The organism is Vibrio gallaecicus (assembly GCF_024347495.1).
In the GTDB taxonomy this organism is placed as follows: domain Bacteria; phylum Pseudomonadota; class Gammaproteobacteria; order Enterobacterales; family Vibrionaceae; genus Vibrio; species Vibrio gallaecicus.
In genome coordinates, this window is sequence record NZ_AP025490.1 from 1,307,568 (window position 1) to 1,330,343 (window position 22,776).

At 40.7% G+C, this 22,776-nt stretch carries 17 protein-coding genes; 11 read left to right on the forward strand and 6 right to left on the reverse strand.

Going from position 1 to position 22,776, the window contains the following annotated elements; translation table 11 throughout:
• Positions 1 to 401: 401 nt before the first annotated feature.
• Positions 402 to 1,097 carry a hypothetical protein gene (locus OCU78_RS05810; protein WP_137372606.1) on the forward strand — a complete coding sequence of 232 codons (696 nt, stop codon included), beginning with the start codon at positions 402 to 404 and terminating at the stop codon, positions 1,095 to 1,097.
• Between the two features lies 1 nt (position 1,098).
• Entirely contained in the window at positions 1,099 to 2,259 is a 1,161-nt protein-coding gene (locus OCU78_RS05815; RefSeq protein WP_137372607.1) for a trypsin-like serine peptidase, read from the forward strand.
• Between the two features lie 132 nt (positions 2,260 to 2,391).
• Here OCU78_RS05815 and asnS read toward each other — a convergent pair whose 3' ends face one another.
• Positions 2,392 to 3,792 carry an asparagine--tRNA ligase gene (asnS, locus tag OCU78_RS05820; RefSeq protein WP_004734710.1) on the reverse strand — a complete coding sequence of 467 codons (1,401 nt, stop codon included), beginning with the start codon at positions 3,790 to 3,792 and terminating at the stop codon, positions 2,392 to 2,394.
• A 638-nt stretch (positions 3,793 to 4,430) separates the two neighbouring features.
• Here asnS and OCU78_RS05825 point away from each other — a divergent pair.
• Positions 4,431 to 5,921: a SulP family inorganic anion transporter gene (locus tag OCU78_RS05825; RefSeq protein ID WP_137372608.1), complete on the forward strand. Its 1,491-nt coding sequence runs from the start codon at positions 4,431 to 4,433 to the stop codon at positions 5,919 to 5,921.
• A gap of 162 nt (positions 5,922 to 6,083) precedes the next feature.
• Here OCU78_RS05825 and OCU78_RS05830 read toward each other — a convergent pair whose 3' ends face one another.
• Positions 6,084 to 7,706: a methyl-accepting chemotaxis protein gene (locus tag OCU78_RS05830; RefSeq protein WP_137372609.1), complete on the reverse strand. Its 1,623-nt coding sequence runs from the start codon at positions 7,704 to 7,706 to the stop codon at positions 6,084 to 6,086.
• A gap of 279 nt (positions 7,707 to 7,985) precedes the next feature.
• Here OCU78_RS05830 and queD point away from each other — a divergent pair, with 279 nt between their 5' ends.
• Positions 7,986 to 8,348 (forward strand): 6-carboxytetrahydropterin synthase QueD, encoded by a 363-nt coding sequence (queD, locus tag OCU78_RS05835; RefSeq protein ID WP_009847038.1) that lies wholly within the window; start codon positions 7,986 to 7,988, stop codon positions 8,346 to 8,348.
• Positions 8,349 to 8,954: 606 nt separating this feature from the next.
• The gene (locus tag OCU78_RS05840; protein WP_167494001.1) at positions 8,955 to 10,109 is read left to right on the forward strand and encodes an amino acid permease; all 1,155 of its coding nucleotides are present in this window, start codon (positions 8,955 to 8,957) and stop codon (positions 10,107 to 10,109) included.
• Positions 10,110 to 10,338: 229 nt separating this feature from the next.
• On the opposite strand, the gene OCU78_RS05845 is transcribed toward OCU78_RS05840, so the two are convergent.
• From OCU78_RS05845 to OCU78_RS05855, 3 genes are all read right to left on the reverse strand, one after another.
• On the reverse strand, positions 10,339 to 11,700 hold the full coding sequence (locus OCU78_RS05845; RefSeq protein ID WP_137372611.1) for an L-serine ammonia-lyase: 1,362 nt from the start codon (positions 11,698 to 11,700) through the stop codon (positions 10,339 to 10,341).
• Between the two features lie 120 nt (positions 11,701 to 11,820).
• A complete protein-coding gene (locus OCU78_RS05850) occupies positions 11,821 to 13,074 on the reverse strand; it encodes an aromatic amino acid transport family protein (RefSeq protein WP_137372612.1) in 1,254 nt (417 codons plus the stop codon).
• 329 nt (positions 13,075 to 13,403) lie between these two features.
• Positions 13,404 to 14,003 (reverse strand): CoA pyrophosphatase, encoded by a 600-nt coding sequence (locus tag OCU78_RS05855; protein WP_137372613.1) that lies wholly within the window; start codon positions 14,001 to 14,003, stop codon positions 13,404 to 13,406.
• Positions 14,004 to 14,262: 259 nt separating this feature from the next.
• On the opposite strand from OCU78_RS05855, the gene OCU78_RS05860 reads away from it, so the two are divergent.
• Positions 14,263 to 14,808: a heme NO-binding domain-containing protein gene (locus tag OCU78_RS05860; RefSeq protein ID WP_137372614.1), complete on the forward strand. Its 546-nt coding sequence runs from the start codon at positions 14,263 to 14,265 to the stop codon at positions 14,806 to 14,808.
• 1 nt (position 14,809) lies between these two features.
• Positions 14,810 to 16,510: an ATP-binding protein gene (locus tag OCU78_RS05865; RefSeq protein ID WP_137372615.1), complete on the forward strand. Its 1,701-nt coding sequence runs from the start codon at positions 14,810 to 14,812 to the stop codon at positions 16,508 to 16,510.
• A 103-nt stretch (positions 16,511 to 16,613) separates the two neighbouring features.
• On the opposite strand, the gene pabB is transcribed toward OCU78_RS05865, so the two are convergent.
• On the reverse strand, positions 16,614 to 18,002 hold the full coding sequence (gene pabB, locus OCU78_RS05870; RefSeq protein ID WP_137372616.1) for an aminodeoxychorismate synthase component I: 1,389 nt from the start codon (positions 18,000 to 18,002) through the stop codon (positions 16,614 to 16,616).
• A gap of 277 nt (positions 18,003 to 18,279) precedes the next feature.
• On the opposite strand from pabB, the gene OCU78_RS05875 reads away from it, so the two are divergent.
• The 4 genes from OCU78_RS05875 (at position 18,280) to OCU78_RS05890 (ending at position 22,747) form a co-directional block, all read left to right on the forward strand.
• Positions 18,280 to 19,800 carry a fumarate hydratase gene (locus OCU78_RS05875; RefSeq protein WP_137372617.1) on the forward strand — a complete coding sequence of 507 codons (1,521 nt, stop codon included), beginning with the start codon at positions 18,280 to 18,282 and terminating at the stop codon, positions 19,798 to 19,800.
• A 133-nt stretch (positions 19,801 to 19,933) separates the two neighbouring features.
• Positions 19,934 to 20,119, forward strand: coding sequence for a hypothetical protein (locus tag OCU78_RS05880; protein WP_137372618.1), 186 nt, complete (start codon positions 19,934 to 19,936; stop codon positions 20,117 to 20,119).
• A gap of 190 nt (positions 20,120 to 20,309) precedes the next feature.
• Positions 20,310 to 21,683, forward strand: coding sequence for a YcjX family GTP-binding protein (locus tag OCU78_RS05885; RefSeq protein ID WP_137372619.1), 1,374 nt, complete (start codon positions 20,310 to 20,312; stop codon positions 21,681 to 21,683).
• Entirely contained in the window at positions 21,680 to 22,747 is a 1,068-nt protein-coding gene (locus OCU78_RS05890; protein ID WP_137372620.1) for a YcjF family protein, read from the forward strand. Before OCU78_RS05885 ends, OCU78_RS05890 begins: the two co-directional genes overlap by 4 nt.
• Positions 22,748 to 22,776 lie beyond the last annotated feature (29 nt).

Consider the following 22,776-nt stretch of genomic DNA (forward strand, 5'->3'; position numbering starts at 1 on the left):
AAAGCTCTACTATATTTAGGTGGAGCTTTTTTATTTGAATAAAAAAATCAATTATGATTTGCCCAGCCCAGCCCAGCCCAGCCCAGCCCAGCCCAGCCCAGCCCAGCCCAGCCGTCATCATTCCATTAAAAAATTACATATCTGGTGATAATTAATTCCCCTTATCAATGTAAGGAATTGTAAGTAATAAGTTGCACTAACTTGGGTAGCGTATCACTTACTGACAATTGTTTGACCGAAGACTTTAAGGCTCTAGCCCAACATGTTTCTTATTCATAAAGAATGTCGCCAATAAACTGCCTATATCATTAATTTAGCCAGAAAATAAAGGGCTTACAGTGGCTTACAAATTGAAAAAATCTATACCGTACAATCACTAAGGATTAAACGGAGGGTAAGACATGAAAGTAAAGCTTATTGCATTAGCTCTATTAACAACGAGTGTATATGCAGATGAAATTGAAGTAGATCTAGAACGTTTGAGTAATGTATCAACGGTACAGGCAATGAATTTGTCTATTGAAAGCGAATTTATTGGTTATGAATTAGACGAGGGTAAATACCGTTACGCAAGAGATGTTGAATTAGACGGTCTAGATTGGGCATTTTGGTATGGTGACAAACAGTCGGTCACTAAACCCAGTACTTATATGATCAGTGATGTGGTTGAGGTAGGTGAAATAAAAACAGTCGTATCGGATAGCTCTAAAAACGCGACTTCGAACCGATACTTTTGGCAAGGAGGCGGATCGGAAGATTACTTGAATCAGCTATCTTACGCAGGGCTAATACAGAGGAATGGCGGTTTTTCATTTCAAGTTCAGCCTGAATTTAACGGGAAATACTCACTTGAGCTTTACACACACAATTGGCTTTCGTCTGCTGATGTTACAGCTTGTGTAGCAAATGAATGTATCACTATTCAAAATGACATTTCATTTCATATGACCAGTATTAAAAACACCATTATTTTTGAAATTAAGAACCCCGATGAAGTGGTGGATATCACATTTAAAAGACATTATAGACAGTTTGATTTTGAAACCTCGCAAGGTTATCACGGCTTAGAAGCAATCCAACTAAAAGAGGTTCAGTAATATGAGAACAGTTATTCTTGCATCCGCTATTCTGACCGCTTTTTCTGCTCATGCTGGTTTAGGTAAAATGGACCGTTCAGTAAGCCAACATAAAGCATTTGCTTTACAGACGCAGTTTGATTTTGCATGTCACATGAATGCTGGTTCAGCTACTTTGATAGACCCTTACTGGGTTATTACCGCGAACCATGTGTCTGGGGCTAAAAGTGAAGGCTACGAAAATGCTGTGACTTGTTTTTCTTACGAGAAAGATGAAGAAGGTAAGTATAAAGTTGTTCATACATCACGTGCGACTACCGATCCAAAAGGGGAGTGGGGAGAATATGAATTTACGGATGGATTTTATGATTTCGCACTTGTCCGTCTAGATACACCAATTACCGGTATTAGGCCCGCTAAGCTGCCTGAAAAAGGGATGTTTGATCACTCAGAAATATATGAAGTGAACAGCGTAGGCTTTGGTAATTACAATGGACGTAATGGTGGTCAAAAATTTGTTAAGTACAACGATACTGATAAAAAATGGCTAGCGGAGTACAAATATGATCCAGTGATTTTGCCTCAAAGTGATTTGCAATGGTTGATTATCCATGGTGATTCAGGTTCAGGTATCACCATTGAGCGAGAAGGTGAGTTCTATATCATCGGTGAAATTGGCTTACAATATTATGGTGAGCTTGGCTGGCAAGATACATTTGATGATGTAATTGGTCGGTTAGATTCACTGAACCATGATATGAAAAAACATGGTTTCAGCTACTCTGAATCGGTTGAACTACAGAAAGTGAAATGGACATCTACCACACAGAATGATGTTGAAAATCTTCATGCTTTCTATAGTTATTGGAAAGCGAAAAATATGGATTTCAATAATACATATTGGACGGAAGATGGAGGTATTTACAATACCGCTTACGCAACGTCAGGGGCGAAATACACTTTTGAAACTGTGATTCCTGCAAATCCGAAAGCACCTGCGTTTGATGTTTTTGTAAATGGACGCCAAGTTGCTCATAACATTAAAGCTGACAAGGAAAGTTTATTCCTTAAAGTGAATGCTTTTGAGCAAAAGGGTGATCAAATGGTGATTGAGTTTAAACCGTTAGAAAAGACGAATGAGAAGATCTTACTGGATCACTTCTTGATCCGTACTGCTGAGTAGACGTAGATTAAAGCTCATATTTAAGCTTGTATCATAGGCTTTTATTAAATAAGACGTATAAAAAAAACCTCCGCATAAACGGAGGTTTTTATTTATCTGTTACTGACTTCTTTAAGTAAGAATTAGCCGATATTAGAAGTTCGCAGAGCGTGGTGTACGTGGGAACGGGATAACGTCACGAACGTTACCCATGCCAGTTACGTAAGACACTAGACGCTCAAAACCAAGACCGAAGCCTGCGTGAGGCACTGTGCCGTATTTACGTAGGTCGCGGTACCAGCTCATGTGCTCAGGGTCGATACCCATACCAATCATGCGCTCGTCTAGAATGTCTAGACGCTCTTCACGTTGTGCACCACCGATGATTTCACCGATACCTGGTGCAAGTACGTCCATAGCTGCAACTGTTTTGCCGTCATCGTTTAAGCGCATGTAGAAAGCTTTGATGTCTTTCGGGTAGTTCTTAACGATAACAGGAGCTTTAAAGTGCTCTTCAGCTAGGTAACGCTCATGCTCAGAAGACATGTCGATGCCCCACTCAACGTCAAATTCAAACTTCTTACCAGAGTCTAGTAGAATTTGGATTGCGTCAGTGTAGTCAACTTGTGCGAAATCAGCGTCTACGAATTGCTCTAGACGAGTGATTGCTTCTTTGTCGATGCGAGAAGCGAAGAACTCAAGGTCATCACGGCGCTCTTCAAGAACAGCGGCGAAAACGTACTTAAGCATGTCTTCAGCCAGCTTCGCTACATCGTCAAGGTCTGCAAACGCAACTTCAGGCTCAACCATCCAGAACTCAGCTAGGTGGCGGCTTGTGTTTGAGTTTTCAGCACGGAACGTAGGGCCGAACGTGTAAACCTTGCTTAGTGCACAAGCGTAAGCTTCAGCATTAAGTTGGCCAGATACTGTTAGGAAAGTTTCTTTACCGAAGAAATCTTCGTTGAAGTCCACTTTGCCTTCGTCAGTGCGAGGTAGGTTTTCCATGTCTAGCGTAGATACGCGGAACATTTCACCAGCGCCTTCTGCATCAGATGCAGTGATAAGCGGTGCTGAAGTCCAGAAGAAGCCTTGCTCGTGGTAGAAACGGTGAATCGCTTGAGATAAGCAGTTACGTACACGTGCTACTGCGCCGATCACGTTTGTACGTGGGCGTAGGTGAGCAACTTCACGAAGGTATTCGATAGAGTGACGTGTCTTAGCCATTGGGTAAGTGTCAGCGTCTTCAACCCAGCCAACAACTTTAACGTCAGTTGCTGCTAGTTCGAAGTCTTGACCTTTCGCAGGAGACTCAACAATCTTACCAGTTACTTCAACAGAGCAGCCAGTTGTTAGCTTTAATACTTCGTCTTCGTAATTATTAAGATTATTAGGAACCACGGCCTGAATCGGGTCGAAACAAGAGCCGTCATAAATGGCAAGGAAAGAGATTCCAGCTTTGGAATCACGACGTGAACGGATCCAGCCGCGAACAGTTACTTCACTGTCTACCGCTAGCTTGCCGCCAAGTACGTCTGTTACAGGCGCGTAAGTCATGTTGATTTCATTCTCCATTGAGGGACAAATTCAACCCAAAGTTTACAGCTCATCAGTAAATGCGATCACATTTGACCAAAAAAAAAGCCGAAACATAGAGTTGTGTAAATATTTAAATCGATAGAACATATTACCTGTCATAACGATAGCTTCAACCTTTATTCTTGCTTGTCGAAAGAAATATTGTCTCTACAGGCGATAATAACCTTTAAGGGTTTGTTTTTTGTTCGATTTGGTTGTGGTATTGATGCCCGAGCGGCTAACAAAGAGCGCTAATAAGATGAGCCGAGGACTAACTGGGTAGAGTTCTTACAATGAGTTGTATCTTAAAGACTTAACCATTACACGCGTCAACGATATCTGAAACCTTTGTTTGCAACTTTGGATGTGTGATTAAACTAGGAGTCCCTCTATATTGTCCGCCATTCAAATGGTGTGATGAAATTATCCATAATTTCACACGAAAATTGGAAACTAAATAACAGAGGAGTTTAATATAAACGTGTTAATTACGCCGCCTTAACCCAAGCATTCTCTATATCTCCCGCATTTTTCGAGCACTCGCTCATCTATAAAAGCAGTTACCTAAATTATGTCTGAATCAGGCAGGGGCTACTGTACAAGTAAAAGAGAAATACATGCTTAAATATTTAAAAAATCACTGGTTATCAAATGTAAAAGGAGACGCTTTGTCTGGGGTTGTAGTCGCACTTGCACTTATCCCTGAGGCTATCGCATTTTCAATTATTGCAGGTGTTGACCCTAAAGTTGGTTTATACGCTTCCTTTTGTATCTGCGTTGTAACCGCGTTCGTTGGCAGCCGACCAGGAATGATCTCTGGAGCTACGGGCGCAATGGCGCTGTTGATGGTCACGCTAGTAAAAGATCACGGTTTAGAGTTTTTGCTTGCCGCATCATTCCTTGCTGGAGTTATTCAAATTGTGGCTGGATACCTTAAGCTCGGCAATCTGATGAATTTCGTTTCAAAATCAGTTATTACTGGTTTTGTTAACGCGTTAGCTATCCTCATATTTATGGCTCAGCTCCCCGAATTAATCAATGTATCTTCAAGCGTTTATCTTTTAGTTGCTCTAGGGTTAGCCATTATTTATTTACTGCCGTATTTCCCCAAGCTTGGCAACTCAATACCTTCACCTTTGGTGGCAATTGTGGTGCTCACAATAATTAGCTTACTGTTTGATTTAGATGTTAGAACCATTGGTGACATGGGCAGCCTCCCTGACTCACTCCCCGTTTTCTTGATACCCAATATCCCTTTTAATTTGGAGACGCTAGCAATAATACTGCCTTATTCTATCGCTTTATCTGTAGTCGGTATTTTAGAATCGTTGATGACGGCCACTATAGTCGATGACATTACGGATACTGAAAGTAACAAGAACAATGAATGCAAAGGACAGGGCATAGCGAATATTGTGTCTTCATTATTCGGTGGGATGGCTGGTTGTGCGATGATCGGTCAATCGATTATTAATATTAAATCTGGTGGGTTAACGCGTCTTTCTAGCTTGATTGCGGGTGTTCTTTTGCTATTTATGGTGGTATTTGTCTCGGACTGGTTGCAATTGATACCGATGGCAGCCTTGGTATCTGTGATGATTATGGTTTCAATTGGCACGTTTTCATGGCGATCGATTGTTGAGCTTAAGGACCATACTCTTCCAACGAATATAACGATGATTTCGACGGTCGCTGTTGTGGTATTTACACACAATTTAGCGATTGGTGTCGCAGTTGGAGTCGTGCTATCGGCGTTGTTTTATGCACATACCAGTAAATCTATGATCTTTATATCTGATGAAGTGGCAGGGAATGATTTACATACGATTCACCGAGTGAAAGGTCATGTTTTTTTCGCTTCTTCTGATGCTTTTGTAGAACTGTTTGAGTATGACAAAACGACCTCTTTAGTGACGATTGATATCACTGACGCATTCTTTCTTGATAACACTTCAGTTGAAGCGCTTGATAAAGTGGTCTTTAAGTTCCGGAAAAAAGGGGCTTATGTAGAAGTGGTTGGAATGAATACTGTCAGTGAAAATCTAATTTTTAAGCACGCTATGTACTATAAGCATAAAGACTTAACTGCGGTTTCGATCACCCATTAGGTTATTCTTTGATTAAAGATTAAAGATTAAAGATTAAAGATTAAAGATTAAAGCATAGGCTTGTTCTGAAAAAGCGCTCCGAGGAGCGCTTTGTTATGAGTTAGACATTTATTGCGTTGTCCATAACACGCTTATAAACCTAGTGTAAGCGTGTCGGTTCACTTATGATTTTTTCTGAATGTTCGAGAGCGTGAACTGGTTAATCAGTGATTCTAAGTGAACCGATAAATCTTCTAAGCTATGACTGATGTCTCTTGTTTGGCTTGCCGACTGTGACGTGTTATCGGCATGGGAAGAAATCATCTTCACCTTATCCTGCACTTCCTTAGTAGCGTGAGTGGTAGACTGGGTTTGAGTTTGTATATTCTGCGCATGTTGAAGAACTTGCTGCATTTCATCGACCACATTGCTCATCTCTTGTGATAAAGCATCAATATCTGCCGAATTTGAATGAGCTTTAGCACATACATTATCAGCTGAAACAAGTGATTCTTCACTTCCCTTTTGGAATTGCCCGATGATGGATTCAATACTTCCTGTCGCTTCAGCAGTGCGAGAAGCTAACTGTCGGACTTCATCTGCAACTACCGCAAACCCTCTGCCTTGTTCGCCTGCTCGAGCGGCTTCAATTGCAGCGTTCAATGCTAATAAATTTGTCTGTTCAGCAATGCCTCGAATGACGCTTAATATAGAAGATACTTCACTTGTTTGTTGATTGAGCGAAGTGATTTTATCTTTTACTTCCTCGATATTACCTACTAAATCTTTAATATCTTTACTGGCATGTTGTGCTTGGCTGGCACTTTTTAATGCAACATCTGCTGTATGAGATATCAATTCAGAAGCGGTTACTGTTGCTTCTTCAACATTAACCTGTTGAGCTTGAATACCTCCCATATTGCCTTGCACTTCACTGGTTTCTTCTTGTTGGTTGCTAGCTGCATTTTCTGTAATTTGAGCTACGCCAGTCAATTGATGAGCAGAAACATTGAGTTTGTGAGATGTATTTTGTACTTGTTTAAGGCTATCAGATACGGTTCCCATGAATGAATTAATCGAATTTGCTAGAGTGCCAAGTTCATCTTGTTGGGTCGCTTCTAAGCGCTGTGAGATATCTTTATCCACACTTACTTGGGTCATAAAGCGTGACGTTTTCTGAATAGGGCGGACAATTATTTTTCTAATTAAAGTCATCGTCAGAATAAACCCGACAAGAGAAATACCCGCCATGATGCCAATCGCAGTGACTGTTTGGGTATTGATCATTGAATTGACGTGGCTAAGGTTATATTCCAAGCGGATTGCGCCTAACACTTCACCTTCAGGTGCCATGTGGCAGGCCACACAGTTGGTACCCCGATAATTCTCACTCGACTTCATCGGTAAGGCGACAACAATTCCTTTACCCCATTCACCATTAAAAGGTTCAATGACCGTTTCGCCTGCTAGGGCTCGTCTGTCTATGTCATCTTGTGGTTGCTGGTTTGTGTTACCGGCTCCATAAAGCTTACTGACCGTGTCTGAACGTAGGACTCGAACTTGTTCAATACCATCTTGAACTAAGGCTTTTTGACGTAATGTTTCTTTTTGAGCCATGGTTCCGGTCAGCATCATCATATTGAGGCTGTCGAAATAATTACTGGCTTTGTCGTGCAATTGTTCACTTAGAACGGAGTTAACCAGCTCTTTTTGTTGGGTATATTGAAAATAAGTAGATATAACTAATAGAAGACTGAAAACGATGACGAGAGCCACCAAAATTTTTGACGTTATAGTTGAGCGCATAATAAGTTTTTATAAATGATATTTGACAAGCGATACTGTAGCCCTAAAAACACGTACTACCTAAGTACTAGTTTCATTACTGTGACCACACTCCCGTTGTGGTTATGTATATGTGATGTAGCAGTTATGTGATAATTATTTGACGATAATAGTGTCAAATAATTATGCCTAAATCGGAATGAATATCTCAGCTATCGTCAGTCTTGATATTTATAGATCTTGTAGTCATGACGGCTTTTACGTAAGATTGCGTGTCATTTTTTTAGCCTGAGAAACACAATGAGAACAGAGTTATATAAAGAGTTTATGTTTGAAGCTGCACACCATTTACCACATGTGCCAGAAGGGCATAAATGTGGTCGTTTGCATGGTCACTCTTTTCTTGTTCGTTTATATGTTGAAGGTGAAGTTGATCCGCATACAGGCTGGGTTATTGATTTTTCAGAAATTAAAGCGGTATTTAAACCTATTTATGATCGTTTAGACCATTACTACTTGAACGATATTGAAGGCTTAGAAAACCCAACAAGTGAAGTATTAGCGAAATGGATTTGGAACGAGCTAAAACCTTCTCTTCCTCTGCTTAGTAAAGTAGAGATTAAAGAAACATGTACTGCTGGTTGCATTTACCGCGGTGAGTAAAGTTTAAGGCTAGCCCTTATTTTTACATCAAATCTATAGTTCTTCTTATAGTCTGATAATAAAGCGCCAATTATTGGCGTTTTTTTGTATCTAAATTAACCTGATTACTTATTAGTAATTGTTAGCCCTATGCCTTGAACGGGTTTTTATTCTGAATTGGTATGTTGAATGGTATTTAACAAAGTAGAAGCATGGGATGTTAACAAGAAAGTGAGAACTCAGGTGTTATATACTTTTTATTGTTTTGGCATTGTATTTCGGTGTTCCTTGTATAAGATAAAACGTCTTCCATAAGGGAGAGATGTGGCAATGGATTTGTCACCTGTAATAAAATGGAATGTGACAACTGGACACATACATGAAATTCAAGATAACGTCTCCAATTATTGAGCCTACAGAAGGTTCACCCCATCGACTAAGTCTAACCTCATTCGATACTCTACAACCTCGCTTTTCCCCTCTGCTTCATGCTTTATTTGCACGCTTTCTGCCTGCACACCATTCTTATTATCGGTCTTATTAACTTTATTACACTCTGAGTTTTCGGTATCTGCACGATAGCGATGCTGACGCACATTTAAAAATCAAATAAATAAGTTAAAGACTATGAATATTAAAATGATAGGGAGCTCCCTAATTATCGCTGGTACTGCTTTAGGTGCCGGTATGCTTGCCATTCCAATGGTTCTTGCTCAGTTTGGGCTAGTTTACGGAACCTCACTGATGGTTCTTATCTGTTTTGGAACAACTTATACGGCGTTGCTTTTATTGGAAGCGACGCTGAAATCTGGTGGCGGTCTGGGTTTAAACTCTGTAGCAAGAGAGACGCTCGGGAAGAAAGGTCAATTCATCACTAACGGGTTACTGTACGCGTTACTTATCTGCTTATTAATGGCTTATATCCTAGGCGCCGGAGATTTGATCAGTAAGCTAGCAGCCAATTTAGGTCTCACTCTTACGGCTGTTCAAAGCCAAGTGTTATTTACGGTACTAGCCGGCGCGATTGTCGCTTGTGGAACGGGAGCGGTAGACAAGCTCAATCGGCTGCTATTTTTAGTTATGCTATGTAGTTTAGTTTTGACATTGGTATTTCTTATGCCAGGTGTGTCTACCTATAACATGCAACAAGTAACGAATAATGACCACGTTGAATTAATCAAAACCAGTGCAATTCTATTTACCAGCTTTGGGTTTATGGTGGTTATCCCAACATTGGTTTCTTATAACCATGAAGCGACAGACAAGCAACTGCGCAATATGGTCATTATTGGATCTTTAATTCCCTTAGTCTGTTACTTATTCTGGCTATTTGCTGTTGTGGGTAATTTAAGCCCTGAACAGTTCAGAAGCTTTCACAATGTATCCGACTTAATGGCTGCGTTTGAAGCTCGTTCTCCTTGGGTTGGCAGTATATTAACTACGTTCACAGGTTTAGCGTTATTGACGTCATTTTTTGGTGTTGCGATGGCACTATTCAACCAAAACAAAGACATGTTTAACCAGAATACCGCTGTGACTTACGGCATTAGTTTTATATTGCCTTTAGCGGGGTCATTGCTGGCGGCGGATAAGTTTTTAGCAGTATTGAACTACGCAGGGATCATTTTAGTTTTCTTAGCGGTTTTTGTGCCGTTAGCTATGGTCCATAAGCAACGATTCATGAAAATAGCTGAAGACAAATACCGAGCAGAAGGGGGCAATGTAATGTTGATGTTCTCGTTGGCTTTTGGTTGTTTCCTGCTTATTTCGCAAGTGATTTAGCTAGCTTCGGCTGTAAGCGTCTAAGAAAAATTCATCTGTGATATTTAGACGCAAAAACTATGCTATTTAGACACAAAAAGTTAGATACAAAAAAGGAACGCATCGGCGTTCCTTTTTATTATCTGCTCGTTATCAAGCAGACTGAGTTAAGTGTTGGCTTGTTAACTGATGCTGGTCAATAAATTAATGCTGACTAGCAAGCCAATGTTAACTAACAAACGAATGTTAATTAACAAACAACCTTAACAGCCAAACCACCTTGAGAAGTCTCACGGTATTTAGCGTTCATGTCTTTACCTGTTTCTAGCATTGTTTCGATAACTTTATCGAGAGAAACAGTAGGAGCAGAAGAGCGACGAAGTGCCATACGAGTTGAGTTGATTGCTTTAACTGCAGCAATACCGTTACGCTCGATACATGGTACTTGTACTTGGCCAGCAACTGGGTCACACGTTAGACCTAGGTTGTGCTCCATGCCGATTTCTGCAGCCATACATACTTGTTCAGGGCTACCACCCATAAGCTCAGCAAGACCAGCAGCAGCCATAGAACATGCCACACCAACTTCACCCTGACAGCCAACTTCAGCACCAGAGATAGAAGCGTTACGCTTGTAAAGACCACCGATCGCGCCAGAAGCGGCGAAGTAACGGATGTAGTCTTTCTCTGTTACTGTTTGAATGAACTTATCGTAGTAAGCCAATACAGCAGGAATGATGCCACATGCGCCATTTGTTGGAGCCGTTACTACACGACCGCCAGCAGCGTTTTCTTCGTTTACTGCGAAAGCAAACATGTTCACCCAGTCAACAACCGTCATTGGATCGTTGGTTGTTTTTTCTGAAGTGATCAGCTGTTGGCGAAGTGCTGCTGCACGACGAGGTACACGCAGTGGACCAGGCAGGATACCTTCAGTATTCATACCGCGATCCATACACTCACGCATCGTTTTCCAGATGTTAGCGAAGTAAGTGCGAGACTCTTCGTCTGAGTGGAAAGCCGCTTGGTTTTTCATAACCAATGTACTGATAGAAAGACCGCTTTCTTTACACTGATTAACCAGCTCTTCAGCTGTTGTGAATTCGTAAGGTGCTTTGATTGGGTTTTCTTCTTCTTTGCCGAAGTTTTCTTCGTCAACGATGAAACCGCCACCAATTGAGTAGTACGTTTTTGAGTAAGCTACTTCGTCATCAACCCAAGCATGAATGCTCATGCCATTTTCATGCAATGAAAGGTTCGAAGTATGGAAATTCATTCCGCCATCTTTAGGGAACGAAACAGTATGACAGTGCATACCAACAGGTAGACGTTCAGTTTCTTCTACTCGAGCAATAAAGCCCGCGATAGAGTCGATATCTACTTTCTCAGGAGTATTGCCAGCAAGACCCATGATGATAGCGATATCTGTGTGGTGACCTTTCCCTGTCAGTGATAGTGATCCATATACGTCCACGGTGATTTTAGTGATGTCGCGCAATTTTCCCATTGAACGTAGGTCATCAATAAATTCTTTACCCGCTTTCATTGGTCCAACTGTATGTGAGCTCGATGGACCAACACCGATTTTATAGATATCAAATACACTAATCATAGCGATTACCTCAAAAAGAGAGCCTCCCAAGGGGAGTAGGGAGGCTCATTTATTATCATTATATTTTGTGTTTAATCTCGCGATATAAGATGAAGCTCATCTTATAAAAAGTGCTTTAGATTAAAGAGCGCCGTAGATTACAGAACTAATAGCCGCTAGACCACATAAAGCTGTAAAGATTTGCACAGGTGCTGATGTTTTGTACTTAGCCATTGCTGGTACTTTTTGCATCGCGAATACAGGCATTAGGAACAGGATAGCTGCAATCATTGGAGCACCCATTGTTTCAATCATACCTAGGATGCTTGGGTTAACTACCGCAACAATCCAAGTTGTAACAACGATGAACCCTAGAGAAGCTTTTTCAATCGTGCTGATTGAAGAACCAGAGCGAGACTTGATTAGACCAACAAGACCTTCATGAGCACCTAGGAAGTGACCGAAGTAGCTAGAAGTAATCGCTGCGAACGCTACAAGAGGACCCATGTAAGAGATAAGTGGAGACTCGTGAACGTTAGCTAGGTAAGAAAGTACAGAGATGTTTTGTGCTTGCGCTGTTGCTAGTTGCTCTGGAGATAGAGAAAGTACTACAGAGAAAACGAAGAACATTACAAAACCCATTAGCATCATTGCTGCGCCACCAGTGATCGCGTCAGTTTTCTTAACTGCGTCTTCACCGTATACACGACGTTGCTCTTTAGAGAACTGTGAAATGATTGGGCTGTGGTTGAAAGAGAACACGATGATTGGAATCGCAAGCCAGATAATAGAAGGCATTGCTGACCATTCTGGGCTTGTTTCCATCATTGAAGTGTTCCAATCAGGAACTAGGTAGAAAGACAATGCTAGTAGGATGAATACTAGTGGGTAAACCATCGCTGAAGTTGCTTTAAGCATCAGCTCTTTACCGAATACAACACCTGCTGTCATAGCAAGGATAAGTGCACCAGAAAGAAGAGGACGAGGAATAGATTCCATACCCATTTGGTTTACAAGGAAAGAGTCAACTGTGTTGGTGATACCAACGCCGTAGATAAGAACGATTGGGTAGATAGCGAAGAAGTAAGCAAAAGTAATGATGTTTGCGCCAGTCTTACCGAAATGTTCTTCAACAGTATCTGTGATATCTGCTTCAGGGTTTTTAGCTGATAGTACAAAACGAGCTAAAGATTTATGTGCGAACCAAGTCATTGGTGCCGCAATAAGGGCTAGTATAACTAATGGCCAAAAACCACCCGCACCAGCTTTAATAGGAAGAAAAAGTACACCCGCACCTACGGCAGTACCGAAAAGTGAAAGACACCATGTAAAATCTTTATAATTAAACTTACTAGAAGTTTTAACGGCATTTGCCGAAGAAGTTGTTGTGTTCATGTTAAATTACTCATTTTTTGGGAACAGGAAATAAGTCAGGAGTGATTTTGCAGAATTTTCTTCGGCAAAAAATAGATCTAAATCATGTAATGGAACGGCTTGATACATGATATTGCAAAAACGGATTTTTGATCACGAAAATAGCGTGCTACAGGTGATTTCTATTTATGCTTACTATTAGTTTTATTAATGCGAGAGGTGGTATTTTATATAATCATCACAAGAAAACGATTGCGCAAATTTGCATTAATAATTCTGTCCGATAAGAAAAGGCTAATTTGTTAACAGGGCATCAACAAGGTGTAGTTGCTGTGTGATTTGTTGTGTATTTATGCGGTGTGTTTTTTCATTTGCTGCTGCAAAGACTGAATGATTTGAGCTGTCATCCCCCAAATTAAATGCTGCTGGAAAGGCATAGCGAAAACTCGGTGCTTGTATTGGTTGAAATTAACGGTGTGACTATAAAGGTGATCAGAGTTGAGCAAATGGCTAGCTGGTACTTCAAAAAGTGATTCGACTTCATTTTTATCGATAATAGCTTCATAGCCCGGGTCGATCATCGCAATAATCGGTGTGACCGAAAAAAGACTAATAGTTGGAAGTTCTGGCAGTTCACCAATAATTTTCACCTGAGATGAAAGAATACCGACCTCTTCTTCTAATTCCCGCAGTGCCGTGAAATGCAACGAAGGATCGGAGGGTTCAAATTTTCCGCCAGGGAAACTGATTTGACCGGGGTGATGCTTTAAATGTTTTGCCCGCTTAGTGAAAATAACATGCAGCCCTTCTTTTCGATCGACTAAACCCACTACAACGGCAGCTTTACGCAACTTACTATCATTCAGATGAGAAAGGCGTTTAATGGACTCTGGATGGTAGCCAACGGTCGTCTTTAACTGGAATTGCTGTAAAAAGTGCTGTCTATTCATATAGCCCCAGAACATTGATTAATTTAATCATAAGTATAGCGGACTCTCCCAATTAATTATTTAAAGCCTTTTTTATATTATTGACTAAAATGTAATTAGCTAATTGACTAATGATTAAACAATCATGCTCTTTGAAGCCAATTCTTTACTTAATTGGATAGAAGAAAGTGATATATGAAGAGTTTTTAAAGACAACAATTTGATAAGTATGAAGATGTGGATCATTCTTATCTTAAAGTCATACAAAGTAAGGGATGGAATGAAAGGAATCATATTCACCGAATTTTTAGAGCTTGTAGAAGATAAGTTTGGACTTGAGTTATTAGATGAAGTTCTTGAAATGTCAGACGATGAGGGGGTTTATACTTCTGTCGGGAGTTATGATCATCACGATCTTGTTAAGCTGATTATTAACCTGAGTAAAAAAACTAAGGTTGACCCGGAAGCCCTACAACGAGTTTTTGGACAATCTGTGTTTAAAAACTTACTAGCTTCTGTTCCAAATAAAGCCAGTCTGAACCATTCATACAATACATTTCAATTTATTCAGCATGTAGAGCGTTATATTCATGTTGAAGTTAAAAAACTTTACCCAGATGCTCAACCTCCCGAATTCGACTTTATTACACAAAATGAAGCTAATTTAGTGTTTGATTATAAGAGTGCACGGTGCATGTCCCATGTTTGCCTTGGTTTAATTGAAGGTTGTGCGGAATATCATAATGAAACTATTTCAGTAGAAATGGCACCACAAACCGCAGATGGAAGTGTCGTTCGTTTTAATTTGAAAATAGAGCAACAGTAGTATGAGTTTAGTATCGGCTTTAGAGCATAAACTGAAGCGGCAAATTGCGGCGAGAAAGGAAGCTGAGAGACTACTGGAAGAGAAAAGCTTAGTTCTTTTTGAAACTAATCAGCACCTAGAACTCGCACTTAGACAGTTAGAGAAGAGCTCTAATGCCAATCTTCGAAAAATTGAGTTCCAAGAACAAATAGACAGTTTATTGATCGATTTTGGACGGGCATTTCTGAGAAAAAACCTCGATGATGTGATGCTGTCAGACTTAGCGCAGAGTGTGACGAATAGTTATTTGATCGAGTCAAGCCGTTTGATACTGCCTCAAAATTTGTTGCCTCAACTCAAAGTAAGCGATTTTGGCGATAAATCAATCCAAGGCAAAGTGGTTGATACCGTCGAAGAGCCTGAATGGGATGGTGAATTATTAACGATGCCGCTTGAAGTTGAGAAAGTCATTGTTGGCGTTCTAATACTTAAAGTTAACCTTCATGGGCAAGATCACGCTCTTATTGAAAGCCAATTATTACTTGTGACTGAGCTATTATGCAGCGCAATCACACATCAGTTAGCCATTAATCGAAATGTTGAATCTCGTAACCGAGCGGAAGAGTCAGAGAGAGCAACACGCGACTTTGTTGCCATGATTAACCATGAACTGAGAACCCCTTTAAACGGTTTATTAGGCAGCGCAGAATTATTAAATGATACGGTATTAACCGATTCTCAAAAAGAGATAGTGAACAACCTCAGCCAGTCGGGTGAGTTTTTAAGGATCATCATTAACGATTTACTGGATTACAGTAAAATTAATGCAGGTATGTTAGAACTTATTCCTAAGAAGTTTTCGCTGGATGAATTAAGGAACACCATCGAGAGTATTTTTGTAAATAGAGCTGCTGAGAAGCAACTGCAGTTTGATGTAACGATTAGCGGTCATGTCCCTCGCTATTTTGTTGGTGACTTAGAAAGAGTGACACAGCTATTTGTGAACTTAATTGGGAATGCGATTAAGTTTACGGAGCACGGTTATGTGAAGGTTCATATCGGCTGGAAACATGGACAGTTTGTTTTTTCGGTTGAAGATACAGGGATCGGTATATCGAAAAGCGCGAAAGAAACCTTATTTGAACCGTTTACTCAAGCTGATAGATCCAGTAGCCGAAACTATGAAGGAACAGGCTTGGGGCTTGCCATTTGCAAAAAACTAGTTGGCGTAATGGATGGTAATATCGAAGCAAAGAGCGAGCTTGATAAAGGCACGACCTTCAGAGTCGAGATTCCCCTAGAGCCTGCTGAAGATCCGCAATCTACTAGTCATAGCAAGGAAGAGCTTGCCACTGAAGTGACTTTATCCTCATTGAAAATTTTAGTCGTTGATGACATCAAAATGAATCAAATTATTATTCAACAGATGCTGAAAAAATTTGAAATCATGCCTGAGATTGCGGTAAATGGTGTGGAAGGCTTTCAATACGCTAGCCAAAATTATTATGATGTTGTGTTTATGGATTGCCGGATGCCCATCATGGACGGTTTCGAAGCGACAGAGAAATTAAGGGAAGACGGTTATGATAGGACGATTGTTGCATTAACCGCTGGCACAACACTCGAAGAACGTGAACGATGCATTGAATGCGGTATGGACGATATATTGAGTAAACCATATACAGCAAAAGATTTAAAAGAAATGCTGATTAAGTGGGGATAATTTTCAGCCAATATCAGTGTATCGTTATGATATAAAAATAGGCATAACACTTTTCAGCGTTGTGCCTATATTTTTCTGTCCCCTGTAGTTCAGTTGAAAGTACTTAGCACTCAGACAAAACTGGTAATATTCGGCTTAGCTTATCTAAGGTTTCCTGGTATTCAGAATCACACTCGCTATCCGCAACAACACCGCCACCTGCCCATGCATAGAGGTTGTTATTTTCTGCAACCAGAGTGCGAATAGTAATACTGGTGTCCATGTTTCCATTTCGACTTATATAACCAATACTTCCACAATAAGCAGAACGTCGATGGGGCTCTAGCTCTTCAATAATTTGCATAGCGCGGATTTTAGGTGCACCAGTAATTGAACCTCCAGGGAAACAAGCCCTTAATAAGTCGCTGGCACGATAAGAATCATCTAAATTTGCCCTAATAGTACTGACTAAATGATGCACCGCAGGAAAACTTTCAATATCGAATAACTTAGGGACATGAACAGTGCCTGGCTTAGCAACTCGGCCAATATCATTACGCAGCAGGTCAACGATCATAAGGTTTTCAGCTTGATCTTTCTCTGCAACAGAGAGATCTCTAGCATTCTCTAGATCTTGAGTGGTATCAAGAGATCTTGGTCTTGTACCTTTAATTGGTTTTGTTTCGATCATATCGCTGTCTAGCTTAAGAAAGCGTTCAGGTGAAATACTCAAAATAGAAGAGTTTTCCATACGAATAAAAGCAGAGAATGGGGCTGAGTTATTTTTTTCTAACGTATTGTACGCATGCCATTCACTGCCTTGGTACGTAGCTTTAAAACGTTGAGCAAGGTTGATTTGGTAACAATCGCCAGACAATAAGTATTCTTGAACTTGCGCAAACTTATTCCCATAGTCTTCTTGAGACATATTGGAAACCCAAGGGCTGGTAAGTGCAAAATCTTGAAGGTCTTGCTGGTTTGTTGAACTGCCTTCACCTTGAGAAGTTAACCAGTCCCAATGTTTTTGAATGTTTACTCCTACTACACAAGCCGATTGAGTTTGGTGGTCTACGATAATAGCCCATTCATACAAGCCTACAGCCATATCTGGCGTTGCAATATCGTGAGTGGCGATATCAGGTAAGCTCTCTACTCGTCGCCCAAGATCATAACTGAAATACCCTAAGGCACCGCCGACGAATGGTAACTCTGGGAAAGCATCAATATCAGGAAGTAGTTGGCTTTGATAGTCATCTAATAGAGTGAATGGGTCAGCTTCTGAAACTTCAGAGTTTCCATTAACATTTACGGTTGTTTTTTCACCTATTGTTTCGAAAGTGGCGATAGGTTGAGCAACTAAAATGTCGAATCTACTGTCAATATGGCTTTCTGAAGCAGAGCGTAATAGCATTGCCCAAGGCAGGTTTTCAATACGTGAAAACAGTTGTTTAGCAAGGGTTGAATGATATTCAAGCGGCTTAATTTGGATAGAGTGAAATTCGTTGTTATTCATTTGTTTAATTTGTGACAAAGAGTTCGATCACTGCATGGCGTGTTAGAAGAAGCAAGAGTATCATAAATTCAAAATAAAGTGAGTTCTTGATTGAAGCGACAAACGCTAAAGCAATAGAACATGATTTTTCTTTGCCTCTATTTATCGCCATTATTCGGTTGATACAACGGAGCAAATATCAAATTATGCAAGCGATTGCTTTTAGCAATAATAAAAGCTCATCAAAGTGGCAAAGTTAAGAACTCATCATGGAACTAGAACAATAAAGAGGCATGCAATGACGGTTATTCGTAAGCAAGATGTGATCAGCAGTGTCGCTGATGCACTTCAATATATTTCTTATTATCATCCTTTAGATTTCGTCCAAGCTCTTGAAAAAGCCTATGAGAAGGAAGAAAGCCAAGCAGCAAAAGATGCAATTGCTCAGATCTTGATTAACTCTCGAATGTCTGCTGAAGGGCATCGTCCAATTTGCCAAGATACGGGTATCGTAACGTGTTTCGTTAATATTGGTATGGAAGTGAAATGGGAAACGGACCAAACGGTTCAAGAAATGGTTGATGAAGGAGTTCGTCAAGCTTACAACAATCCTGATAACCCGCTGCGCGCATCTGTCTTAATGGATCCTGCCGGTAAGCGTATTAATACTAAAGACAACACACCAGCGGTTGTTCACATTAATATGGTTCCTGGTAACAAAGTTGAAATCCAAATCGCAGCGAAAGGCGGCGGTTCTGAAAATAAAACTAAAATGGTTATGCTTAACCCTTCTGATGACATTGCTGAATGGGTAGAGAAGACGCTACCAACTATGGGTGCGGGCTGGTGTCCACCGGGTATGCTAGGCATAGGTATTGGTGGTACGGCTGAGAAAGCTGCGGTACTTGCGAAAGAATCCTTGATGGAACACATTGATATTCAAGAGCTGATTGAAAAAGGCCCTGAAAATGCAGAAGAAGAGCTGCGTTTAGATATCTTCAACCGTGTTAATAAACTTGGGATTGGTGCCCAAGGTCTTGGCGGTCTCACGACTGTTGTTGATGTTAAAATCAAAAGTGCGCCAACCCACGCGGCGTCTAAGCCCGTTTGCTTAATTCCTAACTGTGCGGCGACGCGCCATGTTCACTTCACTCTTGATGGAAGTGGTCCTGCTGAACTTACGCCGCCTAAGCTAGAAGAATGGCCAGATATTACTTGGGAAGCGGGCGCGAATACTCGCCGAGTGAATCTTGATGAAGTTACCAAAGAAGATGTGCAAGAGTGGAAGACAGGCGAAACCGTTTTACTGTCTGGTAAAATCTTAACAGGTCGTGATGCTGCGCATAAGCGAATTCAAGGTATGCTAGAAAGTGGTGAAGGTTTACCTGATGGTGTCGATCTGAAAGGTAAATTCATCTACTACGTAGGTCCTGTTGATGCAGTAGGTGACGAAGCGGTAGGTCCTGCAGGTCCAACGACTTCAACTCGTATGGATAAGTTCACAGATATGATGCTAGAAGAAACAGGCATCATGGGTATGATTGGTAAAGCCGAGCGAGGCCCTGCAACTGTTGAATCTATCAAGCAGCATAAAGCGGTTTACCTCATGGCAGTGGGCGGCGCAGCATACTTGGTTGCTAAAGCAATTAAGAAAGCTCGTGTCGTGGCATTTGAAGACTTAGGTATGGAAGCGATTTACGAATTTGAAGTTGAAGACATGCCAGTGACAGTTGCGGTTGATTCAACTGGTGCAAACGCTCACCAAATCGGTCCTGATACTTGGAAAGTTAAGATTGCGGAAGCGGAAGCCGCGAAGTAAATAATAGATATAAGATAAAAAGTGCAGAATTAACTGCACTTTTTTCATTTTATCAATGATATAGTGAAACAAAGACCGTAATACTAATAACAATTAGTATTATGTAGACAGATATAAAAATTAGGAGAGAGGAATGCCTCGTTTTGTTCAAATCCTACAAATTATTTTAGCTGTGGTTGTTGGTGGCTTTGTCGGTTACGACTTGATTTTGCATGGAATCAGTATTTTTGATGAAAAGTACGTAACCATTAGTTTAGCGCTTTTAGCTGTAGTAGAAATTGCTTTGTTTGTTATCTATAAACTGATTGAAGAAGACTAGATAACGAATACTGAATGTTGAATAAATAAACTGCGATTGAATACATCCTAAGAAATTAACAGGGGATGAAAGATCCAGTTAACTATCTTAAAAAGCCTCTGATTATGATTGTAATCAGAGGCTTTTATTCATCTAACATTAATATTGAATAGCCGATAATCATCAACGACGAAACGTTGGAGCGAAGTGAATGAAGAAGATTACCCAAGAAGTTAGCGATTTTATAAGCAGAGGAACCGACTCACATGTAAGAGTTGCTGTTACTGGGTTATCCCGTGCAGGCAAGACTGCGTTTATTACTTCATTGGTGAATCAGCTTTTACATACTTCAACGCACAGCAACCTGCCGCTATTGTCGTCAGCGCGAGAAGGTCGAATTATTGGTGCGAAACGCATCCCTCAAAATAATATGATGATTCCTCGCTTTTCTTACGACGAAGCGATGAACTCGTTGCAATCTGATCCCCCAGAGTGGCCAGTACCAACGAGAGATGTCAGTGAAATCCGTTTAGCTATTAAGTACCAGCCAACTAAAGGTGCAAAAAAGCTATTCTCTAAAAACAGTACACTTCATCTCGATATTGTTGATTATCCCGGCGAATGGTTACTTGATTTACCTTTGTTAGATATGGATTTTGACACATGGAGTCAAAACCAATTCGATACACTTAAAGGAAATAGAAAAGAGTTTGCAGGTGAGTGGCTTTCGGTTCTTGATAGTTTTGATGCATTAGCGGATATCAATGAAAAGCAATTAGCTGATATCTCAGATATCTATACCCAATATTTATATACCTGTAAAAAAGAAGGGTTGCACTGGGTGCAACCTGGACGTTTTGTACTGCCTGGAGAATTGGCTGGAGCGCCTGTCTTGCAGTTTTTCCCTTGTATTGAACCAAGTGAAAAACCGAGTAAAGAGAGTAACTATTCGATGTTGAAATCGCGGTATGAAGAGTATCAACAGAAAGTGGTAAAAGCTTTTTATAAGAATCACTTCGCAACTTTTGATCGTCAAATTGTGCTGGTGGATTGCCTACAGCCTCTAAATGCAGGATATGACTCATTTATTGATATGAGAAACGCATTAGAGCAGCTATTAACGAGCTTTAAGTATGGGCGCAGTAACTTAGTGAAGCGTTTGTTTTCACCTAAAATAGATAAAATTTTGTTTGCTGCCTCGAAAGCAGATCACGTTACACCAGAGCAGCACCCTAATTTAGTGTCACTACTGCAACAAATGGTTCACCCTGCGTGGCAGCACGCTGCATTTGAGCATATCGATATGAGCTGTATCAGCATTGCATCAATACAAGCGACGACATCGGGTTTTATTTCAAGAGGTGATGAAAATGTACCTGCACTTCAGGGTGTGAATTTAGAAGGTGTCTCGCAAACGCTTTACCCTGGAGAGGTGCCTAGGAGATTACCAAACAAGCAATATTGGCAGGATAATCACTTCGAGTTTACAAGTTTTAGACCATTAAGAGCGGAATCGGATCAGCCTTGCCAACATGTTCGCTTAGATAAAGCGTTAGAGTTTTTGATTGGAGATAAACTGAAATGAGTGAATTTAAAACAAAACAAGTCTTTGATCAGCCTTTGAATACTAGCATGGGCTCTGATTCTAGTTTCCAGTCGGATACGACCGAAGCGCCTCAAGTGGATCTAAATACTCAGCAAATTTTCACTGAACAAGAAAAGTTTACGCCGGTTGTGACTGATGAAGTGGAAGTTGAAACTGAACATGAGCAACAGTTAGAGCAAGTGATCCGCCCAAGCAAACACAGTTCATGGCTTTGGACGGGGGGGCTTACTACGTTCACGGCATTAGTGGGCTGGCAAGCCGTTGACTCTGTTATTACTGCATTTCAAACGGCTGATTGGCTAACATTGGGTTGGACGGGCTTCATTGCTGGGATTGCTTCTCTTGGCTTAGGTGCTATTGGTAAAGAACTATGGAAATTACGCTCATTGAAAAAGCATTTCAGTGTGCAAGAGGTCAGTGAGAGCTTACTGACAAGTGATAGCGTAGGAAAAGGGAAAACATTTTGTGAAGATATAGCCAAGCAAGGTGGAATTAAAGAAGAAAGCCCAGCTTATGATAAGTGGAAAAACAGCGTAAACCCTTCACATAGTGATGCTGAAGTCCTTGATATGTACGATGCCATTGTCGTGAGCCAGCAAGATAAAGAAGCAACGCGGATTATCTCTAGATTTGCGACTGAATCTGCTGCGTTAGTGGCGGTTAGCCCACTTGCTGCAGTAGATATGCTGCTTGTCGCGTGGCGAAACTTCACCATGATCAATAAACTGGCACAAGTGTACGGTATTGAGTTGGGCTACTGGTCTCGCCTGAAATTATTCAAGCTCGTATTGCTGAATATGGCATTAGCAGGAGCAAGTGAGCTTGCGATTGATGCCAGTATGGATCTTATGTCTATGGACTTAGCTGGAAAAGTGTCTGCAAGAGCAGGGCAGGGGTTAGGAGTTGGAATTCTAACAGCTAGGGTTGGATTAAAAGCAATGTCATTACTGCGACCACTTCCTTGGCATAAAGATAGAAAAATTAAATTATCGGATTTTCGTAAAGCCATATTGTTAGAAGTGAAACGTATTACTTTGAAATAAATAAAACGCACCCATTTAGGGTGCGTTTA

Bases quoted from the DNA above. Each gene is read 5' to 3' on its own strand.
- OCU78_RS05830 (WP_137372609.1), bottom strand. From the start codon at position 7,706: ATGCGCTCAACTATAACGTCAAAAATTTTGGTGGCTCTCGTCATCGTT.
- OCU78_RS05815 (WP_137372607.1), top strand. From the start codon at position 1,099: ATGAGAACAGTTATTCTTGCATCCGCTATTCTGACCGCTTTTTCTGCT.
- OCU78_RS05855 (WP_137372613.1), bottom strand. From the start codon at position 14,003: ATGAATAGACAGCACTTTTTACAGCAATTCCAGTTAAAGACGACCGTT.
- OCU78_RS05890 (WP_137372620.1), top strand. From the start codon at position 21,680: ATGAGTGAATTTAAAACAAAACAAGTCTTTGATCAGCCTTTGAATACT.
- OCU78_RS05840 (WP_167494001.1), top strand. From the start codon at position 8,955: ATGAATATTAAAATGATAGGGAGCTCCCTAATTATCGCTGGTACTGCT.
- queD (WP_009847038.1), top strand. From the start codon at position 7,986: ATGAGAACAGAGTTATATAAAGAGTTTATGTTTGAAGCTGCACACCAT.
- OCU78_RS05885 (WP_137372619.1), top strand. From the start codon at position 20,310: ATGAAGAAGATTACCCAAGAAGTTAGCGATTTTATAAGCAGAGGAACC.
- OCU78_RS05810 (WP_137372606.1), top strand. From the start codon at position 402: ATGAAAGTAAAGCTTATTGCATTAGCTCTATTAACAACGAGTGTATAT.
- OCU78_RS05845 (WP_137372611.1), bottom strand. From the start codon at position 11,700: ATGATTAGTGTATTTGATATCTATAAAATCGGTGTTGGTCCATCGAGC.
- pabB (WP_137372616.1), bottom strand. From the start codon at position 18,002: ATGAATAACAACGAATTTCACTCTATCCAAATTAAGCCGCTTGAATAT.
- OCU78_RS05880 (WP_137372618.1), top strand. From the start codon at position 19,934: ATGCCTCGTTTTGTTCAAATCCTACAAATTATTTTAGCTGTGGTTGTT.
- OCU78_RS05875 (WP_137372617.1), top strand. From the start codon at position 18,280: ATGACGGTTATTCGTAAGCAAGATGTGATCAGCAGTGTCGCTGATGCA.
- OCU78_RS05860 (WP_137372614.1), top strand. From the start codon at position 14,263: ATGAAAGGAATCATATTCACCGAATTTTTAGAGCTTGTAGAAGATAAG.
- OCU78_RS05850 (WP_137372612.1), bottom strand. From the start codon at position 13,074: ATGAACACAACAACTTCTTCGGCAAATGCCGTTAAAACTTCTAGTAAG.
- OCU78_RS05825 (WP_137372608.1), top strand. From the start codon at position 4,431: ATGCTTAAATATTTAAAAAATCACTGGTTATCAAATGTAAAAGGAGAC.
- OCU78_RS05865 (WP_137372615.1), top strand. From the start codon at position 14,810: ATGAGTTTAGTATCGGCTTTAGAGCATAAACTGAAGCGGCAAATTGCG.
- asnS (WP_004734710.1), bottom strand. From the start codon at position 3,792: ATGACTTACGCGCCTGTAACAGACGTACTTGGCGGCAAGCTAGCGGTA.